Annotated in this window: 24 protein-coding genes; 13 read left to right on the top strand and 11 right to left on the bottom strand. The window is 56.8% G+C overall.

Translation table 11 applies throughout. The annotated features are described in order from the left end of the window. Positions 1 to 576, bottom strand: coding sequence for a lipid IV(A) palmitoyltransferase PagP (gene pagP / locus HF679_RS11725; protein WP_370453884.1), 576 nt, complete (start codon positions 574 to 576; stop codon positions 1 to 3). A 290-nt stretch (positions 577 to 866) separates the two neighbouring features. Here pagP and dcuC point away from each other — a divergent pair, with 290 nt between their 5' ends. From dcuC to uspG, 4 genes are all read left to right on the top strand, one after another. Continuing rightward, positions 867 to 2237 carry an anaerobic C4-dicarboxylate transporter DcuC gene (gene dcuC / locus HF679_RS11730; RefSeq protein ID WP_123755931.1) on the top strand — a complete coding sequence of 457 codons (1371 nt, stop codon included), beginning with the start codon at positions 867 to 869 and terminating at the stop codon, positions 2235 to 2237. An 85-nt stretch (positions 2238 to 2322) separates the two neighbouring features. After that, the gene (gene rna, locus HF679_RS11735; protein WP_123755930.1) at positions 2323 to 3120 is read left to right on the top strand and encodes a ribonuclease I; all 798 of its coding nucleotides are present in this window, start codon (positions 2323 to 2325) and stop codon (positions 3118 to 3120) included. A gap of 183 nt (positions 3121 to 3303) precedes the next feature. Further along, the gene (gene rnk, locus HF679_RS11740; protein ID WP_123755929.1) at positions 3304 to 3714 is read left to right on the top strand and encodes a nucleoside diphosphate kinase regulator; all 411 of its coding nucleotides are present in this window, start codon (positions 3304 to 3306) and stop codon (positions 3712 to 3714) included. Positions 3715 to 3924: 210 nt separating this feature from the next. Then, on the top strand, positions 3925 to 4353 hold the full coding sequence (gene uspG / locus HF679_RS11745) for a universal stress protein UspG (RefSeq protein WP_123755928.1): 429 nt from the start codon (positions 3925 to 3927) through the stop codon (positions 4351 to 4353). 86 nt (positions 4354 to 4439) lie between these two features. Here uspG and ahpF read toward each other — a convergent pair whose 3' ends face one another. Further along, entirely contained in the window at positions 4440 to 6005 is a 1566-nt protein-coding gene (ahpF, locus tag HF679_RS11750) for an alkyl hydroperoxide reductase subunit F (RefSeq protein WP_123755927.1), read from the bottom strand. Between the two features lie 242 nt (positions 6006 to 6247). Beyond that, positions 6248 to 6811: an alkyl hydroperoxide reductase subunit C gene (ahpC, locus tag HF679_RS11755; RefSeq protein WP_123755926.1), complete on the bottom strand. Its 564-nt coding sequence runs from the start codon at positions 6809 to 6811 to the stop codon at positions 6248 to 6250. A gap of 408 nt (positions 6812 to 7219) precedes the next feature. Here ahpC and dsbG point away from each other — a divergent pair, with 408 nt between their 5' ends. The 4 genes from dsbG (at position 7220) to HF679_RS11775 (ending at position 11017) form a co-directional block, all read left to right on the top strand. Beyond that, entirely contained in the window at positions 7220 to 7966 is a 747-nt protein-coding gene (gene dsbG / locus HF679_RS11760) for a thiol:disulfide interchange protein DsbG (protein ID WP_123755925.1), read from the top strand. Between the two features lie 195 nt (positions 7967 to 8161). Then, positions 8162 to 9091: a LysR family transcriptional regulator gene (locus HF679_RS11765; RefSeq protein WP_123755924.1), complete on the top strand. Its 930-nt coding sequence runs from the start codon at positions 8162 to 8164 to the stop codon at positions 9089 to 9091. 91 nt (positions 9092 to 9182) lie between these two features. Further along, entirely contained in the window at positions 9183 to 10406 is a 1224-nt protein-coding gene (locus HF679_RS11770; RefSeq protein ID WP_123755923.1) for a phosphoadenosine phosphosulfate reductase, read from the top strand. Further along, positions 10391 to 11017, top strand: coding sequence for an IbrB-like domain-containing protein (locus HF679_RS11775; protein ID WP_123755922.1), 627 nt, complete (start codon positions 10391 to 10393; stop codon positions 11015 to 11017). Before HF679_RS11770 ends, HF679_RS11775 begins: the two co-directional genes overlap by 16 nt. Here HF679_RS11775 and HF679_RS11780 read toward each other — a convergent pair whose 3' ends face one another. Then, positions 11018 to 12163, bottom strand: coding sequence for a pyridoxal phosphate-dependent aminotransferase (locus HF679_RS11780; protein WP_187043050.1), 1146 nt, complete (start codon positions 12161 to 12163; stop codon positions 11018 to 11020). 170 nt (positions 12164 to 12333) lie between these two features. Between HF679_RS11780 and mtnC the strand changes: the two genes are divergently transcribed. Then, positions 12334 to 13023: an acireductone synthase gene (mtnC, locus tag HF679_RS11785; RefSeq protein WP_123755920.1), complete on the top strand. Its 690-nt coding sequence runs from the start codon at positions 12334 to 12336 to the stop codon at positions 13021 to 13023. Continuing rightward, complete coding sequence (locus tag HF679_RS11790; protein ID WP_123755919.1) at positions 13020 to 13562, top strand: 1,2-dihydroxy-3-keto-5-methylthiopentene dioxygenase; 543 nt, start codon at positions 13020 to 13022, stop codon at positions 13560 to 13562. The genes mtnC and HF679_RS11790 overlap by 4 nt, the downstream gene beginning before the upstream one ends. A gap of 98 nt (positions 13563 to 13660) precedes the next feature. Here the strand turns inward: HF679_RS11790 and mtnA are convergent, their stop codons facing one another. Continuing rightward, positions 13661 to 14689 carry an S-methyl-5-thioribose-1-phosphate isomerase gene (gene mtnA / locus HF679_RS11795; protein ID WP_123755918.1) on the bottom strand — a complete coding sequence of 343 codons (1029 nt, stop codon included), beginning with the start codon at positions 14687 to 14689 and terminating at the stop codon, positions 13661 to 13663. Positions 14690 to 14792: 103 nt separating this feature from the next. Here mtnA and mtnK point away from each other — a divergent pair, with 103 nt between their 5' ends. After that, positions 14793 to 15992, top strand: coding sequence for an S-methyl-5-thioribose kinase (mtnK, locus tag HF679_RS11800; protein WP_123755917.1), 1200 nt, complete (start codon positions 14793 to 14795; stop codon positions 15990 to 15992). 55 nt (positions 15993 to 16047) lie between these two features. On the opposite strand, the gene HF679_RS11805 is transcribed toward mtnK, so the two are convergent. From HF679_RS11805 to HF679_RS11820, 4 genes are read right to left on the bottom strand one after another with little or no spacing between them, the layout of a single operon-like run. After that, complete coding sequence (locus HF679_RS11805) at positions 16048 to 17292, bottom strand: LVIVD repeat-containing protein (protein ID WP_123755916.1); 1245 nt, start codon at positions 17290 to 17292, stop codon at positions 16048 to 16050. A gap of 9 nt (positions 17293 to 17301) precedes the next feature. Next, positions 17302 to 18366 carry a sugar ABC transporter substrate-binding protein gene (locus tag HF679_RS11810; protein WP_123755915.1) on the bottom strand — a complete coding sequence of 355 codons (1065 nt, stop codon included), beginning with the start codon at positions 18364 to 18366 and terminating at the stop codon, positions 17302 to 17304. A gap of 19 nt (positions 18367 to 18385) precedes the next feature. Continuing rightward, positions 18386 to 19384, bottom strand: a complete 999-nt coding sequence (locus HF679_RS11815; RefSeq protein WP_123755914.1) for an ABC transporter permease — start codon at positions 19382 to 19384, stop codon at positions 18386 to 18388. After that, positions 19381 to 20862, bottom strand: coding sequence for a sugar ABC transporter ATP-binding protein (locus HF679_RS11820; protein ID WP_123755913.1), 1482 nt, complete (start codon positions 20860 to 20862; stop codon positions 19381 to 19383). The genes HF679_RS11815 and HF679_RS11820 overlap by 4 nt, the downstream gene beginning before the upstream one ends. A 182-nt stretch (positions 20863 to 21044) precedes the next feature. Between HF679_RS11820 and HF679_RS11825 the strand changes: the two genes are divergently transcribed. Then, positions 21045 to 22142 carry an oxidoreductase gene (locus HF679_RS11825; RefSeq protein WP_187042997.1) on the top strand — a complete coding sequence of 366 codons (1098 nt, stop codon included), beginning with the start codon at positions 21045 to 21047 and terminating at the stop codon, positions 22140 to 22142. 60 nt (positions 22143 to 22202) lie between these two features. Beyond that, positions 22203 to 22946, top strand: coding sequence for an SDR family NAD(P)-dependent oxidoreductase (locus tag HF679_RS11830; RefSeq protein WP_123755911.1), 744 nt, complete (start codon positions 22203 to 22205; stop codon positions 22944 to 22946). 9 nt (positions 22947 to 22955) lie between these two features. Here HF679_RS11830 and HF679_RS11835 read toward each other — a convergent pair whose 3' ends face one another. Together HF679_RS11835 and cstA are read right to left on the bottom strand one after the other, a co-directional pair. Then, positions 22956 to 23153, bottom strand: a complete 198-nt coding sequence (locus HF679_RS11835; protein ID WP_032688939.1) for a YbdD/YjiX family protein — start codon at positions 23151 to 23153, stop codon at positions 22956 to 22958. A gap of 49 nt (positions 23154 to 23202) precedes the next feature. Continuing rightward, the gene (cstA, locus tag HF679_RS11840) at positions 23203 to 25308 is read right to left on the bottom strand and encodes a pyruvate/proton symporter CstA (RefSeq protein WP_123755910.1); all 2106 of its coding nucleotides are present in this window, start codon (positions 25306 to 25308) and stop codon (positions 23203 to 23205) included. Between the last annotated feature and the right edge of the window lie 944 nt (positions 25309 to 26252).

Below are 26252 nucleotides of genomic sequence, written 5' to 3' on the forward strand. Positions count from 1 at the left end.
TTAAAACTGAATACGGGCCCACGCGAAGTAAACGTTGCCGTTATTATAGGTGCCGGGGATATAGGTCATCTGGAAAGTAGCAGGGCCATAACCAATTGATGCCAAAGGTAATATTACCGGGATTGGAATGTAGTTCCAGTTGTCTCGTGCCGTCACGCCCAGCGTGTAGCCGAGGCCCAGATGGAAGTTTTCGTCCGCCAACGGGCGCCAGGTTTTTTCCCAGCCGTAGCCGCCGATGGGCTCCCATTTGTTATATGAGTCTTTAAACGCCATCAGGTACAGGCCATGCCAGTTACCTTTGTCATCCCAACGCGTTACACCAAACCCCGCCCCCCAGGGACGTTCGTTGTACTTATCGGTTTTTTCTTTGTCGTAAGCGAAGCGGGCATGCCAGGTGATCGCGGGAACATACAGATCGTAGTGCTCAGGTTCCTGCCAGGTTTGCGCCACGTTATTGCTTAAGGTGGTGTACCCGTCGCTAATCGTCGAACTAAACGACGCATTCGCCGCGCGGCAAGAGAGCAAGATCCCAAGGAGAACGAGGAAAAACGGTACGATCTGACGTTGTTTCAACACTATTTTATTACCAATGTCTATGCTAGAGCTCACAAAGATAACAAGTGTAAACTTGATATTACCTTAACGAAACCAGGCAAATTCCTGTTTTTGCCTCGAGAAAACCCCCGCATTCGTTTTTCGCATTTTGTGATGATCGCCTCCCCTTCGTTGATGAGCACCGGGTTCTCATCGATTTATTGATTTGCATCAGCATGTTTAGCCCATTTTTTCGGCACATTCGCTCACTTAATTTTTTCTTCAGTTTATTTATTAGCAGATTCTTTTGGTTAAGGGCTTAGGGGTAAATAATGCTTACGCTAGTTGAAATCCTCATTGGGATTGTGGTCATTGTGGGGGTGGCCCGCTATATCATCAAAGGGTACTCCGCCACCGGCGTGCTGTTTGTTGGCGGTTTGACACTGCTGATCGTCAGCGCGTTGATGGGACATAAGATTTTACCGGGTGAGACAAAAAGCACCGGTTATTCCGCCACGGATATTATCGAATACGTCAAAATCCTGTTGATGAGCCGTGGCGGCGATCTCGGCATGATGATCATGATGCTCTGCGGATTTGCCACCTATATGACCCATATTGGCGCCAACGACATGGTGGTCAAGCTGGCCTCAAAACCGCTGCGCTACATTAACTCTCCCTATCTGCTGATGATTGCGGCCTACTTCGTGGCCTGCCTGATGTCGCTGGCCGTCTCATCGGCCACCGGCCTTGGCGTATTGCTGATGGCAACCCTGTTCCCGGTCATGGTTAACGTCGGGATCAGTCGTGGCGCCGCCGCCGCCATTTGCGCCTCGCCGGCCGCGATTATTCTCTCGCCGACCTCTGGTGACGTAGTGCTGGCCGCCAAAGCGGCGGAAATGCCGTTAATCGACTTCGCATTTAAAACCACCCTGCCAATTTCCATCGTCGCGATTATCAGCATGGCCATCGCCCACTTCTTCTGGCAGCGCTATCTGGATAAAAAAGAGAACGTCGTTCATGAAATGCTCGATGTGAATGAAATCACCACCACCGCCCCTTCCTTCTATGCCCTGCTGCCGTTTACGCCGATTATCGGCGTGCTGATTTTTGACGGCAAATGGGGTCCGGAGCTGCATATTATCGCCATTCTGGTAATCTGCATGCTGCTGGCGGCGGTGCTGGAATTCTTCCGCGGTTTCAATACGCAAAACGTCTTCGCGGGGCTGGAAGTCGCCTACCGTGGGATGGCCGATGCGTTTGCCGGCGTGGTCATGCTGTTAGTCGCCGCTGGGGTCTTCGCCCAGGGGCTGAGCACCATCGGCTTTATTAACAGCCTGATTTCCATTGCCACCTCGTTTGGTTCGGCGAGCATTATTCTGATGCTGGTGCTGGTGATCCTCACCATGCTTGCAGCCATGACCACCGGTTCTGGTAACGCCCCGTTCTACGCCTTCGTGGAGATGATCCCCAAGCTGGCCCACTCGTCGGGCATCAACCCGGCCTACCTGTCGATTCCGATGCTGCAGGCCTCCAACCTCGGCCGCACGATTTCACCGGTTTCTGGTGTCGTGGTAGCGGTGGCCGGCATGGCGAAAATATCGCCGTTTGAAGTGGTGAAACGCACCTCCGTTCCGGTGATCGTCGGGCTGATAGTGGTGATTATCGCCACCGAAGTGCTGGTCCCCGGCAGCGCCATGTAATAAACGCGAAAAGGCGCCAGCAGGCGCCTTTTTTGTGCTTTAATATTTTCCTGTAAATCATTGTCATCCACCACCAGGAATAAACATGTTCAGGAAGGAATTCGCCGCCCTTGCCCTCTTATTAACGGCAACCCAGGCCGGTGCTGAACCGCTCACCGCAACGCAATATGGCGATTTTGACCGCTACGTGCTGGCTTTGTCATGGCAAACGGGGTTCTGCCAGAGCATGCATGACCGCAACCGCAGCGAACCAGAAGAGTGCCGTTTGCAGCAGGAGCTGCCCAACAAAGCCGATTTCTTGACGGTTCACGGTCTCTGGCCGGGGCTACCGAAATCCGTTGCGGCCCGTGGGGTTGACGAGCGACGCTGGATGCGTTTTGGTTGTGCCACGCGCCCGGTGCCCAATATGCCGGAAGTGAAAGGCAGTAAAAAATGCCAGGCCGCCGAGACCGGCTTGTCGCTGGAGATGGCCAACAAACTCAATAGCGTGATGCCCGGTGCTGGCGGCAACTCGTGCCTTGAGCGGTACGAATACGCCAAACACGGCGTCTGTTTTGGTTTCGACCCCGATAGCTACTTCGGGACCATGGTGCGCCTTGATGAAGACGTGAAACGCAGTTCGCTGGGCGCTTTCCTGGTGAAACACTACGGGCAAAAGGTCAGCCGTGACGACTTCTATGCGGCAATCGCCCAGACCTACGGTAAGCAAAGCGTCAAAGCATTCAAACTAACCTGTAACGGCAATCCGTCCTATCTGACCGAAATACAAATCGCCATCAAAGCGACCGCCATCAACCAGCCCCTCTCTGCCGACGCCTTCCTGCCCCAGCCACACCCGGGGAATTGCGGCCAGCAGTTTATTATAGATAAAGCCGGTAACTGACCGCAGCGCGGGTAACCTGAACGGATAAATGTCAGCATCACCTCACACTGAACGTGAGTTAATGTGCGTTTAATCACTTCAAACTACCGACAAGTCTCAGTATGATGGGAAGACATTAACCCTTGCCCTTTTCGGTGAGGGTTTTCTTTTACGGACAGGTTCCTGGATAACATGGAGTATGCGATGACCAGACCCGCAATCATCATTAATGAGCTTGATGCCGAACGCATCGACAAGCTGCTGGAGCAGCCGGCTTATGCCAATTCCCCGGTCGCAGACGCGCTGAACGACGAACTGGATCGCGCACAGATGCTGGCACCGGCGGCGATGCCGCACGATGTTGTCAGTATGAACAGCAAAGTCAGATTCCGTGATTTGACCAGCGGTGAAGAACGCGTGCGGACATTGGTGTTTCCTTCGCAGGTCACCGATAGCGCCACTCAGCTTTCGGTGCTCGCCCCCGTCGGCGCAGCGCTGCTCGGGCTGAAAGTCGGCAGCACCATTCACTGGGAATTACCAGGTGGCGCCGCGGCACACCTTGAGGTGCTCGAGCTGCTGTACCAGCCAGAAGCCGCCGGTGAGTTTCATCGTTAATTCCTCCGCTGCCTGAAGCATTACGCTTTATTCAGAGGATGCCCTGCATCCTCTTTCTGCCTCTCGTTTCTGCCCCTCTCCTTGCCCCTACTGACGCCTGACAAAATTTTACGCCCCTTTGCGCCTGAGCCGACAGTTTTGCGACCTGAATGACACTATAAGCTTGTATAATGTGTTGATATAGAAACAGTCGAACAAGGAGGAATGCATATGTATAACACTATCATTATGCCGGTTGATGTTTTTGAGATGGAGTTGAGCGACAAGGCCGTCCGCCACGCGGAGTTTTTGGCCCAGCAGGACGGAATTATTCACCTGCTCCACGTATTACCCGGGTCGTCCAGCTTCACGATGAGCCGCTTTACCGCCGATCTGCGTCGCTTTGAAGAGCATTTACAGCACGAGGCGGAGACCCGGCTGAAAACTATGGCCGGTCATTTCAGCATCGACCCTTCGCGGATAAAAATGCACGTCCGTTTTGGCAACGTGCGCGATATGGTGAACGAGCTGGCGAACGAAATTAAAGCCGATGTGGTGGTGATTGGTTCCCGCAATCCGTCAATCAGTACCCATCTGCTCGGCTCTAATGCCTCGAGCGTTATTCGCCACGCCCATATTCCGGTGATGGTGGTCAGATAAGCGTCTCCGCGCTGACCAGAAAGAAAAGAAAAGAGGCTACCCATGGGTAGCCTCTTTGATATGCAGGTATAGTCTTACGCTTTTTTTTATGCTGTTTTGGTGCGAATCAGATAATCAAAGGAGCTCAGGGATGCTTTCGCCCCTTCGCCCGCGGCGATAATAATCTGTTTGTACGGCACGGTGGTGCAGTCGCCCGCAGCAAACACGCCTTTGACGTTAGTTTCGCATTTCGCATCGATGATAATTTCACCCATCCGATTGCGTTCAATGGTGCCTTCCAGCCAGGTGGTGTTCGGCAACAGTCCGATCTGCACGAAAATCCCCGCCAGCGCCACGTGGTGTTCATCGCCGCTCACCCGGTCGCGATACTGCAGTCCGGTGACTTTGCTGCCGTCGCCGGTCACTTCCGTGGTCTGCGCATTCAGAATGATATCGACATTTTTCAGGCTGCGGACTTTATCCTGCAGCACCTGATCCGCTTTCATCTCCGGAGCGAACTCCAGCAGCGTAACGTGCTCAACCAGCCCGGCCAGATCGATGGCCGCTTCAACGCCGGAGTTACCGCCGCCGATGACCGCCACACGCTTACCTTTAAACAGCGGGCCGTCGCAGTGCGGGCAATAGGTCACCCCTTTGGTACGATACTGGTCTTCACCCGGCACGTTCATGTTACGCCATTTCGCACCGGTGGCAATGATCACGCTGCGCGCTTGCAGCACTGCGCCCGAGGCGGTTTCAACCTGATGCAGGCCGCCTTCAACTGCTGCCGGGATCAGTTTTGCCGCGCTCTGAGAGTCAATCACATCGACGTTATAGTCGTTAACGTGGGCTTTTAACGCCCCGGCCAGCTTCTGCCCTTCCGTTTTCGGTACCGAGATATAGTTTTCGATATCGACGGTATCCAGCACCTGGCCACCGAAACGCTCACCCATCAGACCGGTACGAATACCTTTACGTGCAGAGTAGACCGCAGCAGCGGCACCTGACGGGCCAGAACCAACAATCAGCACGTCATAGGCATCACGTTTGTTCAGCTCTTCTGCCGCCCGTTTTTCCGCGCCGGTATCGACCTTCGCAACAATTTCCGCCAGCGTCATACGACCCTGACCAAACTCATTGCCGTTGAGGTACACCGCCGGCACGCCCATGACGTTGCGATCGGTTATCTCATTCTGGAAGGTGCCGCCGTCAATCGCGGTATGCTTAATACGCGGGTTCAGCACCGCCATCAGGTTCAGCGCCTGCACCACGTCCGGGCAGTTGTGGCAGGAGAGCGAGTAGTAGGTTTCGAACTCGAAATCACCGTCCAGCGCGCTAATCTGCTCCAGCAGAGACTGGGTCTCTTTCGAAGGATGACCGCCGGTCCACAGCAGCGCCAGCACCAGAGAGGTGAACTCGTGTCCCAGCGGCGAGCCGGCAAAACGCGGTCCCTGAAGCGAGCCAGGATTAGCGATCAGGAAAGAAGGCTTGCGGACAGGCAAGCTGTTGTCTTCTTTGAAGGTCACTTTTTCCGACAGTTCGGCGATTTCAACCAGCAGTTCCTTGATTTCCGCCGATTTGGCGCTGTCATCCAGTGTGGCAATCAGCTCAACCGGCTTAGTCAGTTTCTCAAGGTAGGCCTTAAGCTGGGTTTTCATGTTGGTATCGAGCATGGTTCTTCCCTCTCTAAAAACGTCATCATGCAAGCTGCCTTATAAGACAACCTGAATGCGGCTTGCATCATGGTATTTGAAAAAACGGGCACAGCGATGCACCCGTTGAATAAAACGAATTTCCTTTGAATTTCCCGTCAGGGCAAGGCGGCTAGCCTGAGAATCCCCGGAGCTTACTCAAGTAAGTGACCGGGGTGACCAGGTGACGCCAACGCCGCCATGGCGTGAAAGACATGGCAATTTTAGATTTTGCCAACCAGGTCCAGAGATGGAGCCAGCGTCGCTTCGCCTTCTTTCCATTTCGCCGGGCAGACTTCGCCTGGGTGAGAAGCAACGTACTGAGCCGCTTTGATTTTACGCAGCAGGTCAGAAGCGTCACGGCCGATACCTTCAGCGGTAACTTCGATGGCCTGGATGATACCCTGCGGGTCAACAACGAAGGTGGCACGGTCAGCCAGGCCTTCATCTTCACGCATGTTTTCGAAGTTACGGGTCAGGGCGCCAGTCGGGTCACCGATCATCGCATATTTGATTTTTGCGATGGTGTCAGAGCTGCTGTGCCATGCTTTGTGGGTGAAATGGGTGTCGGTAGAAACGGAATACACGTCTACGCCCAGTTTCTGCAGTTCTTCGTAATGGTCAGCAACGTCGCCCAGCTCGGTCGGACATACGAAGGTGAAGTCAGCCGGATAGAAGAAGAATACGCTCCAACGGCCTTCGGTGTCTTTCTCAGTGACTTCGATGAACTCACCGTTTTTGAATGCCTGGTTTTTAAAAGGTTTGATCTTAGTGTTAATCAAGGACATCTATACTTCCTCCGTGTTTTCGTTGAGGTCTAAGTTAACGAACTTTTCCTGATTCGACCAATGCGTTTGCATTATCAAATCAATAAGCGATATCTAACAACCGCAACAAGACAACTTTGTGAACCTGTCGCGATGAACGCCACTTTTCGCTACTTTTGCATCCCACAGCCCTGAACGTAAAAAGGCCACCTTATTCAGGCGGCCCCGTTACCTGAAATACCCGCAGGTAGGTTCAGTGCCAGACAAGCTGGCTATGCGTTGCGCTCTACATTAACCTTAATGTAACAGCAGGCCGATTACACCATCCGTAGATTCAAAGGGCAATCGGCCCATCAGCAGGTCTTACCTATAACTGTAATAGGCTGCACCATGCCTTCACCTTACGCATTGATTTAACAAGGAATAATTATGTTTAAGCGTCTGCTTTTTCTGAGTTTTTTACCCCTTTTTAGCCAGGCAGAAGATCTTCCGGCACCCGTAAAAGCGATAGAAAAACAGGGTATCACCATTATCAAACCCTTCGAGGCGCCGGGTGGAGTGAAAGGCTGGCTGGGGAAATACCAGGACATGGGCGTCGCCATCTACCTGACGCCAGACGGCAAGCATGCTATTTCCGGCTACATGTACGACGAAAACGGCACCAACCTCAGTGAGCAGCTGTTCCAGAAAGAACTCTACACCCCGGCAGGACAGGCCATGTGGAAGAAAATGGAAGCCGCCAGCTGGTTGCTGGAAGGGAAAAAAGAGGCGCCGGTTATCCTGTATGTCTTTGCCGATCCTTTCTGTCCCTACTGCCTGCAGTTCTGGCAACAGGCCCGCCCGTGGGTCGAGTCAGGTAAAGTTCAGATCCGTACCCTGTTAGTCGGCGTTATCAAACCAGAAAGCCAGGCGACCGCTGCCGCGATTCTGGCTACCCCTGACCCGGCAAAAACCTGGCATGACTACGAGCAGTCCGGCGGCAAGGTGAAAATTGATATCCCCGGCAATCTTTCCTCGGAGAAGATGAAGGTCGTCAGCGATAACCAACAGCTCATGGATCAGCTCGGGGCCAATGCTACGCCGGCGATTTACTACATGAATAAAGATAATATGTTGCAACAGGTGGTCGGATTGCCTGAAGCCGATAAATTACCGGCTATCATGGGAGATAAATAGTCCACCTTAAATATCATGCCCCGCCAGGCTCTTATGCTAAAAGAGCCTGGCTAATTAGGCGCGAGTCAGATACATTTGCTATCAGTTATCGCTAGCGCCATGATTAATTCACACAAACAATTATTGAAACCAATAAAATACAAATAATAAATAACACTTAACACTTAACACCACGACTGAATATGGATATTAGCCATGGCGAATCTGTATGGCCTTAAAAAATTCGACCTTAACTTATTAATTATTTTTGCCTGCGTCTATCGGCATCTGAGCATCAGCCGGGCGGCGGAAACCCTGTTTATTACCCCCTCGGCGGTTAGTCAGTCTTTACAGCGACTGCGTAATCAGTTCAATGACCCTCTTTTTATTCGCAGCGGGAAAGGGATTGCGCCCACCGATACTGCCACCAGACTGTATGCCCGGCTTGAAAAAAACCTGTACCAACTTGAACAGACGCTCAACCACGCCGGCGATATCGACTTAAGAAAGCGCTTTGTTATCTATAGTCCACAGCTCTTTATTACACCTGAATCATCTCGGCTAATCAGAGCTCTGTATCAGTTTCCCACTTTGCAGGTGGAGCACCACGACCTGCAACTAATGGGCGAAACGGTAGAAACGTTACTTTCACAGCGCAAAGCGGACCTGATACTGACGTTATCTCCGCATGCAAGTCCGGAGACCCTGTGCCAGCCTTTTCAGGAGATTGAAATGGCGCTCGTGTGCCGTCAGAACCACCCAAGGGCTGCAGAAATGACCTCCGCGAAGGCGGTTCGCGACGCAAACTTCACAAGCTATATCACCAATGATCCCGGCGTAAAAATATTCCATTCGCAAACAAAAAAATTATTTCCACCACGCACCATCGCCTTTCGCAGCGACTCGTTGATGGCAATCATCGACATGATCAACCATAGCGATTTGATCGGGTTTATTCCAAAAACAGTTTTCGAACATCCACTTTTCAACCTGAATCTGAAAGTGCTGCCTGTAACAGTACCTTCGCTGATGACTTACATCATTTACAGCCGGAACCGGATGAATACGCAGCCCTTCACATCGCTGATAAAAACAAACACAGCAAAAATAAATAAACAACAACTGATAAACCAACCAAATAAATAACAGTAAGACAAGAGCCAGTATTTTCTGATGAAACAGAACAGTAAGCAAAAAAGTAAATAGAACAGTTAATCGTACTCAAGGAATGATAACCGTGACCTTAATAAAACGTCCGTTACCGGAATCCGTACTGCAAGCCACGCAGCAACGTATTGACTGGATAATGGATAATTTCCAGCGTATCTGCGTCTCTTTTTCTGGTGGTAAAGATTCCACCACGATGTTGCACCTGGCCGCACTCCACGCCCGGCAAACCGGGCGTAAAATCAGCGTGCTGTTTATCGACTGGGAGGCGCAGTTCTCCTGCACCATTGCCCACTGCGAAGCGCTGCGCCTTGAGTATCAGGATGTCATTGAGCAATTTTATTGGGTTGCCCTGCCGTTAACCACCCAGAACTCACTCAGCCAGTTCGCCCCGGAGTGGCAATGCTGGGAGCCAGGGGCCGACTGGGTGCGGCAGCCGCCGCCGCACGCCATTACCGACCCACGCTTTTTCTCGTTCTACTACCAGGGAATGAGTTTTGAATCCTTCGTCCGCGAATTCGCCGACTGGTTTTCACACAGTCGACCGGCCATGGTATTGATCGGGATTCGGGCAGATGAATCTCTTAACCGGTTTATGACCATTTCCTCGCGGCGCAAGCAGCGTTTCGCCGACGATAAACCCTGGACCACCGCGGCGCCGGGTGGTCACGCCTGGTATGCCTATCCACTGTATGACTGGAAAACCGCAGATATCTGGACCTGGTTTGCCAAAAGCGGGCTCGCCTATAACCCGCTGTACGATCTGATGTATCAGGCAGGCGTCCCAATTCGCTACATGCGCATCTGCGAGCCTTTCGGCCCGGAACAGCGCCAGGGGCTCTGGCTGTATCACGTCCTGGAACCAGCCCGCTGGGCGAGCATGTGTCAGCGGGTAAATGGCGTGGGCTGTGGCGGGGTCTACGCCGGTCAGGACAATCAGTTTTATGGGTATCGCAAACTGGATAAGCCGGCGCATCATAGCTGGAAAAGCTACGCCCTGTTTTTACTCGACAGCATGCCGGAAAAAACCGCCGAACATTACCGCAATAAAATCGCCGTCTACCTGCACTGGTATCAAAAGCAAGGGATGACGGACATTCCAGACTTCCAGCAGGCGGATATCGGCAGCAAAGATATCCCCTCGTGGCGGCGCATCTGCAAGGTCCTGCTGAATAACGATTACTGGTGCCGCATGCTCTCCTTCAGCCCGACAAAATCCAGCCACTACCAGCGTTACCGCGAACGCATCAACCAAAAACGCCAACAATGGGGGATCCTATGCGACAACAAATAATGCATGACCTTGACCACTACCTGAACACCTTGCCGGAAGCCGATCGCATCGAGGCGCTGAACGCCTTCCGTCAGCTTTTACACCATCACAGCCCGTTCAAATCGCACCCCGTTGACTGTGTGTTATGGGTAAAACAAGAGAGCATTTCACCTAACGATTACAACCCTAACAACCTGGCGCCGCCGGAAAAGCGCCTGCTGCTGACGTCTCTGCAATCGGACGGGTTTACCCAGCCTGTCGTGGTGCTCAGGAAGGATGATACGCGTTACACCATTGTGGATGGATTCCACCGTCATGAACTGGCTAAAGGTAAAACGCCGTTAAAACAACAGCTCAATGGTTATATCCCGATCGCCTGCCTGGAGAGCAGCGGCTCCAGACGTGATGCTTTAATGGCCTCGACCATTCGCCATAACCGCGCCCGGGGCCGCCATCAGATCCATGCGATGTCAGACATCGTCCAGGAGCTGGCGAAACTCGGCTGGTCGGACGATAAAATCAGTCAGGAGCTGGGGATGGATGCAGATGAAGTGTTACGCCTGAAGCAAATTAACGGTCTGGTGGAACTGTTCGGCGACCGGCAATTTTCTCAGGCGTGGACCGTCAAATAACTACAGCTGGCACAGGCGTTCTGCGGCTGCCAGCAGGGTCGCCGGCTGTTTGGCAAAACACAGACGTATCAGCTTGTGCGGGAACGGATCGGCGCAGAATACCGACAGCGGAATGGCCGCCACGCCCACCTCGGTCGTCAGCCAGCGACAGAAGCTCACATCATCGAGATCGGAAATGGCGCTGTAATCGGCCAGCAGGAAGTAGGTGCCCTCGCAGGGTAAAATCTCCAGACGACTGGCGCGCAGCGCTTCCACAAACAGGTCACGGCGTTCACCATAGAACGTCGGGAGCTGGCGATAATGCTCAGGCTCATTACGCAGCATATCGGCGATCGCCAGTTGGGCAGGCGTATTCACCGCGAAGGTCAGATACTGATGCACTTTGCGCAGCTCGGCGCTTATCGCCGCAGGGGCCACGCAATAGCCCACTTTCCAGCCGGTCATGTGGAAGGTTTTACCGAATGACGACACCGCCACCGCCCGCTCGCGCAGCTGAGGATGTGCCAGCACGCTGGCATGTCCGTCCGGCGCAAAACAGATGTGCTCGTACACCTCGTCGCTAATCACATAGATCTCATGCTCAGCTATCGCCTGCCATAGCGCCGTGAAATCCTCGCGCTGCCACACCGTCGCCGACGGGTTGTGCGGGGTATTGAGGATCACCAGCCGGGTCCGCTCGCTCAACGCGGCGGCAAACTGTGACCAGTCCACGCGAAAATGTGGCGGCTGCAGGGCAATGCGTTTCAACACCCCGCCGGATAGCTCCACCGCCGGGGCGTAGCTGTCGTAGCTAGGGTCAAAACAGATCACCTCATCGCCACGACGCACCAGCGCGGTGATCGCCGCATACAGCGCTTCGGTGGCTCCAGCGGTAACGGTAATATCGCTGTTCGCATCCGGGCGATAGCCATACAGCTCTGCGGTTTTATCGGCAATCGCCTCGCGCAGCGCCGGGACGCCGGTCATCGGCGCATACTGGTTCGCCCCCTGTGCAACATGGTGCGCCAGGCGCTCCTGCAGGTAGCGCGGCCCGTCGAAATCCGGGAATCCCTGTGACAAATTAATCGCCTGATGCTGCTGCGCCAGAGCGCTCATCTGCGTAAAAATAGTGGTTCCCAGGGAAGGGAGTTTACTTTCAGGAATCAGTGGCTTATTGCTCATTATGTGATGACCAGTTGTAATGCTGTTGTTGAAGCCACTATAACACGATGTTAATATTTGGCAATCAAGACGCTTAGACGTCTAAATGCTAATGTTATATCGGTTATCGCCTGACGTAGCCCACAGCACGGCGTGCCGCCCACTCTGGAGAGACCATGATCCGCGCTATCGTGACTGACATAGAAGGCACCACCAGCGACATTTCCTTTGTCCATAACGTTCTGTTCCCGTACGCCCGCGAGCGGCTGGCAGGCTTTGTCACCGCCCAGCAATACGCCGACCCGGTGAAGACGATCCTCGATAATCTGCGTACAGAAATCAGCGAGCCCGCCGCCAGCACCGCGCAGCTCATCGAGACGCTGTTCGCCTTTATGGACCAGGACCGCAAATCGACGGCGCTGAAAGCGCTGCAGGGCATTATCTGGCGCGAAGGCTACGTCAACGGTGACTTTACCGGCCATCTCTACCCGGACGTCCTGCCGGCGCTGGAGAAATGGAAGTCACAGGGAATTGATTTATATATATATTCCTCAGGCTCGGTCGCCGCGCAGAAATTGTTATTTGGCTATAGCGATGAAGGTGATATTACTCATCTGTTCACTGGCTATTTCGATACCCTGGTAGGGGCCAAGCGCGAGACGCAATCCTACCGTAATATTGCTGAACAGCTGGGGCAGCATCCGGCGAATATCCTGTTCCTCTCCGATATTCATCAGGAGCTGGATGCCGCAGAAGCCGCCGGTTTTCGGACCATTCAGCTGGTGCGCGGCGACCGCGATGCGGCCAGCCACCATCCGCAGGTTCAGCGTTTTGACGACATTCACCCGGAGCAGATCCCCGCATGAGCGCATTAACGATTTATTCTGACCACGACGCCAGTACGCCTCTCTGGCACAGCGTGAATGGTGATGAAATCCAGCAGCAGCTTAACGCCAAAGGCGTTCGCTTCGAACGCTGGCAGGCCGACCGTGATTTAGGCACCTCCCCGACGGCGGAAACGGTGCTGGAAGCCTATCAGCACGCCATCGCCAGGCTGGTCGCGGAGAAAGGCTATCAGAGCTGGGACGTCATCAGCCTGCGCGCGGACAACCCGCAAAAAGAGGCGCTGCGCGCGAAGTTCCTCAACGAACACACCCACGGCGAAGATGAAGTCCGCTTCTTTGTGGAAGGTGCCGGACTGTTCTGCCTGCATATCGGCAATGAAGTGTTTCAGGTGCTGTGTGAAAAGAACGATTTGATTTCCGTGCCGGCCGACACGCCGCACTGGTTTGATATGGGTTCAGAGCCTGACTTCACCGCGATCCGCATTTTTGATAACCCGGAAGGCTGGGTAGCGCAATTTACCGGCAATGATATTGCCGATGCCTACCCGCGTCTGGCGTAATCCCCTCGCCCACTGAACATCGACGATCATTCTGGCAGCGGTCACATCGCTGCCATCACCTTGCGCGACTCTGTTTCTCAAATACGGGCCACGGGCGATCAGCGATCCGACGGCGCAAAAGCCCCGGCCGCGACCGCATCAGGCGTCACCACGCCGCTGTCGAGCACCCAGCCATCAATCAGCGCCGCCGGGGTCACATCAAACGCCGGGTTGTAAACCGGCGCATTCTCCGGCGCCCACTGCACGGCCCCGAAGCTGCCGGCGACACCGGTCACTTCCGCTGCCGCACGCTGCTCAATCGGAATGGCCTCACCGCTTGGGCAATGACGATCGAGGGTGGTCTGCGGCGCCGCGACATAGAACGGGATACCGTGATACTTCGCCAGAACCGCCAGCGAATAGGTGCCGATTTTATTCGCCACATCTCCGTTGGCGGCAATCCGGTCGGCACCGACCCATACCGCATCAACCTGCCCTTTTGCCATCAGGCTGGCGGCCATCGAATCGGTAATCAGCTGATACGGCACGCCCAGTTCACCCAGCTCCCAGGCGGTCAGGCGACCACCCTGTAACAGCGGGCGCGTCTCATCGACCCAGACCATTTCAACCTGCCCGCGCTGATGGGCCAGGGCAATCACCCCCAGCGCCGTCCCGACCCCTGCGGTAGCCAGCCCGCCGGTATTACAATGGGTCAGCAGGCGGCTGCCCGGTTTCACCAACGCGCAGCCGGTTTCGGCAATCCGGGCGCACAGCTGCTTATCTTCGGCGATCAGGCGCAGGGCTTCATCTTCCAGCGCCTGGATATAGTTGTCCTGCGCCAGCGCCAGCTTCATGCGGTCGAGATTGTTCATCAGGTTCACCGCCGTCGGGCGCGCCGCACGCAACGTTTCCAGCGCCTGCCCGAGCTCCGCCTGACTCAGGCCGCGCCCGGCAAGCAGGGCCAGCAGCAGGCTGGCAGAAAGCCCGATCAGCGGCGCCCCGCGCACCCGCAGCGCGTGAATATGGTCCACCAGCAACGAAACGTTATCCGCCGCCAGCCAGCGTTTTTCCTGCGGCAAGGCCTGCTGATCAAGAATAAAAAGCTGATTTTCGCTTACCCGCAGGCTGGTGGTCTGTAGTGTCTGCATATCGTTAAATCCCTGTTGCGTTGTTGTATCACATTGTGTCAGGATGAATTCCAGAAGTATAGACGTCTGAACGGCTTAATCAGAACTTTTGAGGATCGAGGCAATGTCGCAATACCATACCTTCACCCCCGGCGATGCCGTGGCTTACGCACAACAATTTGGCGGCATCGATAACCCGTCGGAGCTGGTGTCCGCGCAGGAAGTGGGGGACGGCAACCTCAACCTGGTCTTTAAGATTTACGATCTCCACGGCGTGAGCCGCATCGTAGTGAAACAGGCCCTGCCGTACGTTCGCTGCGTCGGCGAATCCTGGCCGCTGACCCTCGACCGCGCCCGCCTCGAAGCGCAAACGCTGGTGGAGCACTACCAGCACAGCCCGCAGCACACGGTGAAAATCCACCATTTCGATCCAGAACTGGCGGTCATGGTGATGGAAGATCTCTCCGATCACCGGATCTGGCGCGGCGAATTAATTCGTAACGTCGACTACCCGCAGGCCGCAAGCCAGCTGGGTGAATACCTTGCTCAGGTGCTGTTCCATACCAGCGATTTCTATCTGCATCCGCATGATAAAAAAGCGCAGGTCGCCCGGTTTACGAACCCGGAGATGTGCGAAATCACCGAGGATCTGTTCTTCAACGACCCGTACCAGATTCACGAGCGTAATAACTATCCGTCCGAGCTGGAGGCCGACGTGGCCGCCCTGCGCGACGACGTGCAGCTCAAACTGGCGGTAGCGTCGCTGAAGCATCGCTTCTTCTCTCACGCCGAAGCCCTGCTACACGGCGATATTCACAGCGGATCCATTTTTGTCGCCGAGGGCAGCTTTAAAGCCATCGACGCGGAATTCGGCTTTTTCGGCCCGATCGGCTTCGATATCGGCACCGCCATTGGCAACCTGCTGCTCAACTATTGCGGGCTGCCGGGACACCTGGGGATCCGCGATGCCGACGCGGCCCGCGAACAGCGTCTGCGCGATATTCAGGTACTGTGGAACACTTTCGCCGAGCGCTTCCAGTCCCTGGCGACGGAGCAAACCCGCGACGCGGCCCTCTCCTGCCCCGGCTACGCCAGCCTGTTCCTGAAAAAAGTCTGGCACGACGCCATTGGCTTCTGCGGCAGCGAGCTGATTCGCCGTAGCGTCGGCCTTTCCCACGTGGCCGACATCGAAACCATCCAGGATCCGGCCATGCGCCACGACTGCCTGCGCCACGCCATCACCCTCGGTAAAGCGCTGATCGTCATTGCCGATCGCATTGAGAACGCCGAGGATCTGATCGCCCGCATTCGTCAGTACGGCTAAGCCCGACAACACGCTCCCCGGTGGCACGCGGCTTACCGGGGCAACCGTGCCGCGACTATCCCTGATACTCAATCACCGACAGCCCGCCGTTATAATCGGTGCTGTAAATAATCCCTTGGGCATCCACAAACACATCGCAGGACTGAATCACCTGCGGGCGTCCCGGACGCGTATCCATCATGGTCGCCGGTGCAGCAGGTACCAGCGCCCCGGTTTCCACCGGCCGGTAAGGGTCCGAAATATCATAGGCCCGCACGCCAGCGTTCTGATAAGTGGCGAAAATCAACGTTGAGCTGACAAAGCTACCGGGGCGGTTTTCATGCAGGTTATGCGGGCCAAAATGGGCCCCTTTCGCCACATAATCGGTCTCCTGCGGCTGCGGGAAGGTAGAAATACTCACCGGGTTGGCCGGCTCACGGATATCAAACAGCCAGATCAGCTTCTCGCCATCCTGCTGGTTATCCAGCACCGCCTCATCCAGCACCACCAGCAGATCGCGGTCCGGCAGCGGCAGCGCCGTATGGGTCCCGCCACCAAACGGCGGGCTCCAGTTACGGTGGCTAATCAGCTTCGGCTGAGTGCGGTCCTTGACGTCGAGCAGCGTCAGGCCGCCGTCGCGCCAGCTACCGTATGCGGTATCCCCGGCGATAATGGCGTGATGCAGCGCGTAACGCTTGCCCTCCGGCCACTCCGCCGTCTCTCCCGCCGCCTGATGCATCCCCGGCAGCCACCAGCGCCCGGCCACTTCCGGCTTACGCGGATCCGCCATGTCGATAGTCAGGAAGATGTAGTCGCTAAAACCGTCGATCAGCGCAGAAACATAGGCCCAACGGCCGCCAACGTACCAGATCCGGTGGATACCGATCCCGTCGAGCGACAGAAAACCAATTTCGCGCGGCTTATCAGGACGGGAGATATCAAACACCCGCAGCCCGGCGCTCCAGCCGCGATCCTGCACATCGCTTACCGTTTCCCCCACCGAACGGGTGTAATACACTTTTTCGTCGGCAAAGCGGGTATCGGCGAACAGATCCCGGGCGTTGATCACCAGCAGAAGATCGTCATGGGCCTGCAAATGGACGTTCCAGGTTCCCGGCGGCGCGGCAATGTAGTTCACCGTCTGCGGATGGCACGGGTCGCGCACATCTACCACCGAAAACCCCTGCGACACCATATGGCCGATATAGGCAAAACCACGGTGTACCATTAGCTGGACGCCGTCCGGGCGTCCCCCCTGATCGCTATGCCCAATCAGCCGCATATTGCGGCTGTAATCGGGGCGCGGGAGTGCCGTCGCCATACCTGCTCCTTATTTGTTTTTTGCTTCCAGCGTGGCGAACCACGGGGCGATAAAGTCTTCGGTCTGACCCCAGCCCGGAATAATTTTGCCCAGCGAGGCCACGTTAACCGCCCCTGGCTGCGCCGCCAGCAGCGCCTGCGGAATCGCCGCCGCTTTGAAGTCATAGGTCGCAGGGGTCGGCTCGCCGGCAATTTTGTTGGCGATAAGCCGCACGTTTGTGGCCCCGATAAGCTTCGGATCCACCGCGACGCTGACCTTCCATGGGCTGCCGGCTTCACGCATCAGCTGCAAGTCCTGATTCGAGATGTCGATGCTGTAGAGTTTGATTTCGGTGCGGCCGTTCTCTTTCAGCGCCTTATAGGCCCCCTGGCTAAACGCATCCCAGGTGCCCCAGATCGCATCGATTTTGCCTTTCGGGTACTTGGCTAAAATGGCGCCGACTTTATTGGCGGTATCGCCCTGCACGTCGGAAGAGACCGCGCCGATCGACTCCAGCTCTTTAATTCCCGGGTTTTGCTTGAGCAAAGTCTGGTAAGCAGCCTGGCGGCGCTCCATCGGCGGGAAACCGGCCACCCACAGTTTGATAATGTTGGCTTTGCCGTTGAAATCCTTCACCAGCTGGCCGAAGGAGAGATCGGTCAGCGAAGCATCATCCTGCTGGGTGACGGTCACACCCGGGATCTCACCGCTGACGGCGGTGTCGAAAACCGCCACTTTGATACCGGCATCCACCGCCTTTTTCACCAGCGCGGTAGAGTACGGATCGCGCCCCTGAGAGAGAATAATGCCGTCGTATTTCTGGCTAATCGCCTGATTCACGAAGTCCTGGAATTTGGCGTCATCGCCGTTGCTGAGGAAGGTGCTCATTTTAAAACCGAGCTTTTTGCCCTCCTGAATCGCCCCGGAGACAAACTGAGTGGTGTTATCGTCGGAGCCAAGATTGCGAATGACCGCGATACGAATCGGCCCTTCATGCCCGGCAATGGCCGCCGGGACCGGCGTCGGGGTTTCAGCAAAGGCCGCCGCAGAGTTGAACAACCCCAATGCGATGAGTGAATACGTTATCTTTTTCATGGTGTTTACCCTGTCATTTTTATGTGCGGCGCTGAAAGTAGGTCAGTGCTAGCGCGCCAGCCAGCACCAGCCCTTTAATAATGTCCATCGCGTAGTACGGCACCGACAGCATCACCAGGCCGTTGGAGAGGACGCCAAGAATCACCGCCCCCACCAGCGTACCCAGCGCGTTCGGTTTGCCGGAGCCCGCCAGCGAAAAGCCGATCCACGCCGCCGCCACCGCATCCATCAGGTAACCGCCGCCGGCGTTCACCTGAGAAGATCCGATACGCGATGCCAGTAAAATGCCGCCCAGTCCCGCCAGCAACGAGGCGATCACGTAGGCCGCCACTTTGTAGCGGGTAATGCGCAGGCCGGAGAGACGCGCGGCCTCAGGATTGCCGCCAATAGCGTACATCCTGCGCCCGTGGGTGGTGAAAGAGAGCGCCAGTTGGGCAATCACGGTCACCACCAGCATGACAATGACAATCGTCGGAACCTGCCCCAGCGCGCCAAAGGCCGCCGGAATGGTCCCTTCCGCCATATCGCCGCTCGGCAACACCATGTTCTCGGTGATCGAGCCGCCGTAGCTGTAGGTCATCGCCACGCCCTGGATAACAAACAGGCTGGCAAGGGTGGCGAGCATGTCGGGAATGCGCAGAATGACGATTAAAAAGGCGTTAAACAGCCCCACCAACGTACAGAGCGCGAGGGTGACCACAATCGCTTCCGTGGTGCCGAAGCCGTGCCAGACAAACAGCGAAATCACCAACGCGTTGGCCAGAGAGGCGGTCGACCCCACCGACAGGTCAAAACCGCCGATGGTCAGCGAAATGGACACGCCGATCGCAATCACCGTCACGATGGCGATGGAGCGCAAAATGTTAATGATGTTGAACGGGTCGAGGAAGTTGTCCGACGCGAGGCCAAACACCGCAATCAGCAGCACCACGGTCAGCAACATGCCCCACTTATAAAGAAAATCAAAAAACCGCTGACGGCCCGATACCGTCGCGTTCACTGCCAGGGCCTTACTCACGCTGCTGCTCCTCCGGTGGAGTAATAAAGAAGTGTCTCTTCCCGGGCTTCAGCGCCCGGTATTTCTGCCACGATGCGCCCGTCCCACAACACGCAAATACGGTCGCACAACCCCACCAGCTCTGAGAATTCACCCGAGGCGTAGATCACCCCTTTTCCCTCTCGTGCCAGCCCGTCGATCAGGGTGAACAGGTCGGTTTTTGCTTTCACATCGACGCCTTTGGTCGGCTCGTCGAAGATCAGGACGTTGGCGCTGCCGCGCAGCCATTTGCCGATCGCCACCTTCTGCTGATTCCCGCCGGAGAGGCGGCGCAGGGTCTGGGCCGGGCCGGTGGTGCGAATACCCACGCGGGCGATCACCTCCTCCGCCCAGCGCCACGCCTGGCGATGCCCGAACAGGCTCCAGCGCGAAAAGCTGCGATCGGCGCTGACCGCGAGGTTCATGCCGATCGGTTCATCGATAAAAATGCCCTCTTTGCGCCGCTCTTCCGGCACCAGCGCCAGCCCGCGCATCACCGAATCCGCCGGGTCACGCGGCCGCCATGGCTGGCTGTTCAGCTCGCCGTGGTTCAAACGACTTTTACTGGCGCCAAACAGCGCTTTGCACAGTTCGGTTTTCCCGGCCCCGGCTAAGCCCGCGATGCCAAGGATTTCGCCCTTGCGCAGACGCAGTGAAATATCCTGCAGCAACCCCTCGTCGTGCAGCCCCTCGACCTGCAGCAGAATCTCTTCGCTGTGGGGCGGGCGCGGCGGCGGGAAAATATCCTGCAGTTCGTGGCCGAGCATCTTCTCGACGATCTGCTCCCCGCTGAGATCCGCCATCGGGCCGCTTTCAATCAGCTTGCCGTCGCGCAGGACCGTCAGGGTGTCGCAGATCGCTTTCAGTTCGTGAATGCGATGGGAGATAAACACCACGCCAATCCCCTGCTGTTGCAGGCGACGCACCACCGTGAACAAGCGCTCACTTTCATGCTGGTCCAGCGGTGCGGTGGGTTCATCAAGAATCAAAAAGCGGCAATGATGCGACAGCGCGCGGGCCAGCAGGATTTGCTGCTTCTCTGCCAGGGTGCAGCTCTCGATAGTGCGGCGCACGTCGAGGCTGATATCCAGCTGAGCCAGCGCTTCACGCGCCTGCTCGCGCACCCGACGCCAGCGAAAACGCAACCCCGGCTCCGCCAGACGATCCAGCATGATGTTTTCCGCAATGGTCAGGCCCGGCACCAGCGCCACATCCACCTCTTGCTGCACCAGGTGAATGCCCAGCAGCTTCGCATCCCGTGGGGAGCGAATGCTCACCGGCTGGTTATTGATAACAATCTCACCCTCATAATGGGCGTGCGTACCGCACAGCACCGCCATCAGCGTCGATTTCCCCGCGCCGTTGGCGCCGGTCAAGGCATGCACCGACCCGCCCCGCAGAGTGAAGGCGACCTGACTGAGCGCCCTGAAGCCGGAAAAGGCCAGGTTAATGCTGTTCATCTCCAGACGATTCACTGCCGTCCCCCGCAACCTTTGTCATTAATGTTCTGATTTAACGAATTTTTCACAGCTGCCCTTGACTGACAACTGCGTAAAAGGCATAAGATAAAACGAAATAATATTAGCCATCCGGATGTCCAGACATAACATCAGGTTAGCAAAACGAAATAAGGACAGCGTTCATGAGCAACAGCGATATCCGTGTGGTACCCGGCCCGGCCAACTATTTCTCCCATCCCGGTAGCCTCGCCCGGCTGCACGATTTTTTCAGCGACGAGCAGCTCTCCCGGGCAATCTGGATCTACGGTGAACGCGCCATCGCCGGTGCGGAATCCTTCCTGCCGGCGGCATTTCACGCCGAAGGGGCCAAAAAGGTGCTGTTTAAAGGGCACTGCAGCGAAAGCGACGTCGCGCGTCTGGTCGATGAGGCCGGCAACGATCGTCGCGTGGTGATTGGCATCGGCGGCGGCGCGCTGCTCGATACCGTCAAAGCGCTGGCCCGACGCCTGGGCCTGCCGGTGGTGGCCATCCCGACCATCGCCGCCACCTGCGCCGCCTGGACCCCGCTGTCGGTGTGGTACAACGATGCCGGCCAGGCGCTGCAGTTTGAAATCTTCGACGATGCCAACTTCCTGGTACTGGTGGAGCCGGAGATTATCCTCAATGCCCCGGCGGAATATCTGCTGGCAGGCATCGGCGATACCCTGGCGAAATGGTACGAAGCGGTGGTCCTCGCACCGAAACCAGACACCCTACCGCTGACCGTGCGCCTTGGGATTAACGCTGCGCTGGCGATCCGCGACGTGCTGCTGGAAAACAGCGAAACCGCCCTGGCGGACCAGCAGCGCGGCGAACTGTCGCAGGCGTTTCGCGATGTGACCGATGCCATCATTGCCGGAGGCGGAATGGTCGGCGGTTTAGGCGAGCGCTATACCCGCGTTGCCGCCGCGCACGCGGTACATAACGGCCTGACGGTACTGCCGCAGACCGAGAAGTTCCTCCATGGCACCAAAGTCGCCTACGGCATTCTGGTGCAGAGCGCCCTGCTGGATCAGGACGAGGTTCTGGCTCAGTTGGTGAATGCTTACCGTCGCTTCAACCTGCCCACCACCCTGGCGGAGCTGGACGTGGATATCCACAACCGGGATGAGCTGGACAAGGTGATTGCGCATACCCTGCGCCCGGTGGAGTCAATTCACTTCCTGCCGGTGGCGCTCAGTGCACAGCGGCTGGCGGCGGCCTTTGAGAAAGTGGAAAACCTCCGCAGACAGGTACATTGACGCCGCGCGAACTCGCTCTATACCTAATGATGGTTCTCCCACTCATTGTACGAGGTCATCATGCAGATCGATTTAACGGGTAAAAAGGCGTTGGTCACCGGAGCCAGTCGCGGCATCGGTCGTGCGATTGCGTTATCACTGGCGCAGGCGGGTGCCGATGTGGTGATTACTTATGAAAAGTCCGCCGGGAAAGCGCAGGAAGTGGCCGACGAGATCGTCGCCCTTGGCCGCCAGGGCGCGGCGATTCAGGCCGACAGCGCCAACGCTCAGGCGATTCAGCAGGCCGTCGCCCAGACGGTTGCCACCCTTGGCGGGCTGGATATTCTGGTGAACAACGCCGGGATCGCCCGCGGCGGCCCGCTGGAGTCGCTGTCTCTGGAAGATATCGATGCGCTGATCAACGTCAATATCCGTGGCGTCGTCGTCGCGACTCAGGCGGCACTGCCGCATCTGCCCGACGGCGGGCGGATTATTAACATTGGCAGCTGTCTCGCTAACCGCGTGGCCTCACCGGGAATTGCGGTCTACGCCATGACCAAGTCCGCCCTCAATTCGCTGACCCGCGGCCTCGCCCGTGACCTCGGCCCGCGCGGCATTACCGTTAACCTCGTACATCCAGGCCCAACCGACAGCGATATGAATCCCGCCCACGGTGAACAGGCTGAGTCACAGCGTCAGATGATTGCGTTAGGGAAGTATGGACAGGCGGACGATGTCGCCGCCGCGGTGACATTTCTGGCCAGCCCGGCCGCCGGGCAAATTTCCGGCACCGGTCTGGATGTCGATGGGGGACTTAATGCCTGAGAGGGTGGCTTAGCAACACTTCGCCCCCCCTTTGCCGCCGTATCGGGCATCCTGGCGCTCGCGGAAAAACTCTTCATAGGTCATCGGCGTCTGCTCAGGATGGGTCTGGCGAATATGCTCGACATAATTATCGTAATCGGGCACGCCAATCATCATTTTCGCCGCCTGGCCCAGGTACTTCCCGGCTTTTGAAAGCGTATCAAACATAGTGGTCTCTCTTAACGGCCCCTTTCCGCGAACGGAAAGGGGCAACATCTTAATGTGCGCTCTTGGTCTGAGTGCCCAGCGTTTGCGCATCGGCAGGCAATGGCTCGTACGGCGTCTCTTTCGCCGTCGGTTTGTTCTCTTTCAACGCCGCCAGCGCGGTTTTGATCGAGAACAGTGCCAGCACCACCACAACCACCATAAAGAAGATGGTGAGGCCGGCGTCCAGACGGTTGTTAAACACCAGCTGTGCCAGCTGCGATTCGGTGTACTGCGGCGGAATATTGCCGCTGTCGATCATCGCCTGGAACTTATTGGCAATCGCCAGGAAGCCCACTTTGGTGTCGGTGCTAAACGACTTCTGCCAGCCGGCGGTCAGGGTACAAATCAACAGCCAGCTCGTCGGCAGGAGTGCCACCCACGCATAGCGCTCGCGCTTCATCTTAAACAGTACCACTGCGCACAGCATCAACGCCATCCCCGCCAGCATCTGGTTGGCGATACCAAACAGCGGCCACAGGGTGTTAATGCCGCCTAACGGGTCAACCACCCCTTGATGCAGGAAGTAGCCCCAGGCCAGCACGCACAGCCCGGTCGCCAGCAGGTTCGCCGGCAGCGAGTTGGTTTTCTTCAGCCCCGGACTTATGACACCCAGCAAGTCCTGCAGCATAAAGCGCGCCGCACGCGTACCGGCGTCAACCGCGGTCAGGATAAACAGCGCTTCGAACAGAATCGCGAAGTGATACCAGAAGGCGACATCCATCAACCCGCCCAACGAGCCGTGCAGGATGTAGGCCATCCCCACCGCCAGCGTCGGTGCGCCACCGGCGCGCGAGATAATCGACTGCTCACCCACATCGCTGGCTATCTGGCGTAGCGTATCCGGGGTGATGCTAAAGCCCCAGCTGCTGACCACCTGCGCAGCAGACGCCACCACATCGGTAGTGCCCGCCGGTGCCAGCACCGCCATCGGGCTGTTCATGGCGAAGTAAACGCCCGGGTCGATAATACAGGCAGCCACCAGTGCCATGATGGCGACGAAGGATTCCATCAGCATACCGCCGTAGCCGATGAAGCAGGCCTGGCCTTCGTTGGCCAGCATTTTCGGCGTGGTGCCGGAGGAGATCAGGGCGTGGAAGCCGGATACCGCGCCGCAGGCGATGGTAATAAACAGGAACGGGAACATGCTGCCGGACCACACCGGGCCGGTACCATCAATAAATTTGGTAAGGGCAGGCATAGTCAGGGTCGGGCGCATGATCAGAATCCCGATCGCCAGCCCGACAATGGTGCCGATTTTCAGGAAGGTAGAGAGGTAATCGCGCGGAGCCAGCAGCAGCCACACCGGAAGCACGGCGGCAATAAAGCCGTAGCCCACCAGAATCCAGGTCAGCTGGACGCCGGTGTAATCAAACCACGGTGCCCAGGTCGGGCTTTCCGCAACCCATCCGCCGGAGACAATCGCGAACACCAGCATCACCAGGCCAATCACCGACACTTCACCAATGCGTCCCGGACGCAGGTAGCGAATGTAGACCCCCATAAAAATCGCCAGCGGGATGGTGAAGGCGACGGTATAGGTGCCCCACGGGCTGTGAGTCAGCGCTTTAACGACGATCATCGCCAGTACCGCGAGGATAATCACCATGATCATAAAGCAGGCCACCAGCGCCAGTACCCCGGCGGTCGGTCCCATCTCCTCTTTCACCAGCTCCCCAAGGGAACGGCCGTCACGGCGGGTGGAGACAAACAGTACCATAAAGTCCTGTACTGCACCGGCCAGCACTACCCCGGCGAGGATCCAGATCATCCCCGGCAGGTAGCCCATCTGCGCCGCCAGCACCGGTCCCACCAGCGGCCCGGCCCCGGCAATCGCCGCAAAATGGTGACCGAACAGCACTTTCTTATCGGTCGGGACATAGTCGAGACCGTCGTTATGCCGCACCGCAGGCGTCATGCGCGTGGGGTCAACCGCCAGCACGTTTTTGGCGATGTAGAGACCATAGAAGCGATAGGCAATCAGATAAATGCAGACAGCCGCGACGACAATCCATAGCGCATTGATCTGTTCGCCTCGGTTTAAGGCGATGTAGCCAAGAGCAAAGGCTCCAACAACGGAGAGCAATGCCCAGAAGAAATATTTCCCTGAATTATTCATCGTAGCGTTCCACCGGTAGAGTAATCAGAATGTTACATTTTGTTTCTAGAACACAACCCGGAGTTTAACAACGTTGAAACCATACAGATGTCGTGCAGAGACAAGGATTTATCTCACATTGCTAGCGAGATCACTTCTGGCAGGAAAATGAATGTAAACAGGGGAGGATAATCTGCAACTGCATCATGGTTGATTCCCGGAGGCGGCGCTCGACGCGCCTTGTCCGGGCTACCCGCCCTCAGACAGCGGTGACCCCGTAGCCCGGTCAGCGCAGCGCCACCGGGAATCAGCCGCAGAGTATGTTCATTGGGTGCATGTCCGGGCCACCCGCCCTCAGACAGCGGTGACCCGTAGCCCGGTCAGCACAGCGCCACCGGGGAATCAGCCGCAGAATATGTTCATTGGGTGCATGTCCGGGCCACCCTCCCTCAGACAGCGGTGACCCGTAGCCCGGTCAGCGCAGCGCCACCGGGAATCAGCCGCAGAGTATGTTCATTGGGTGCATGTCCGGGCCACCGTCCCTCAGACAGCTGTGGCCCGTAGCCCGGTCAGCGTAGCGCCACCGGGAGATCAACCGCAGAGTATGTTCATTGAGTGGATGTCCGGGCCACCCGCCCTCAGACAGCGGTGACCCATAGCCCGGTCAGCGTAGCGCCACCGGGAGATCAACCGCAGAGTATGTTCATTGAGTGGATGTCCGGGCCACCGTCCCTCAGACAGCGGTGACCCGTAGCCCGGTCAGCGCAGCGCCACCGGGAGATCAACCGCAGAGTATGTTCATTGGGTGGATGTTCGGGCCACCCTCCCTCAGACAGCGGTGCCCCGTAGCCCGGTCAGCGCAGCGCCACCGGGAGATCAACCGCAGAGTATGTTCATTGGGTGGATGTTCGGGCCACCCTCCCTCAGACAGCGGTGACCCGTAGCCCGGTCAGCGTAGCGCCACC

This window comes from Enterobacter sp. JUb54 (assembly GCF_014298075.1).
Taxonomy (GTDB): domain Bacteria; phylum Pseudomonadota; class Gammaproteobacteria; order Enterobacterales; family Enterobacteriaceae; genus Klebsiella; species Klebsiella lignicola.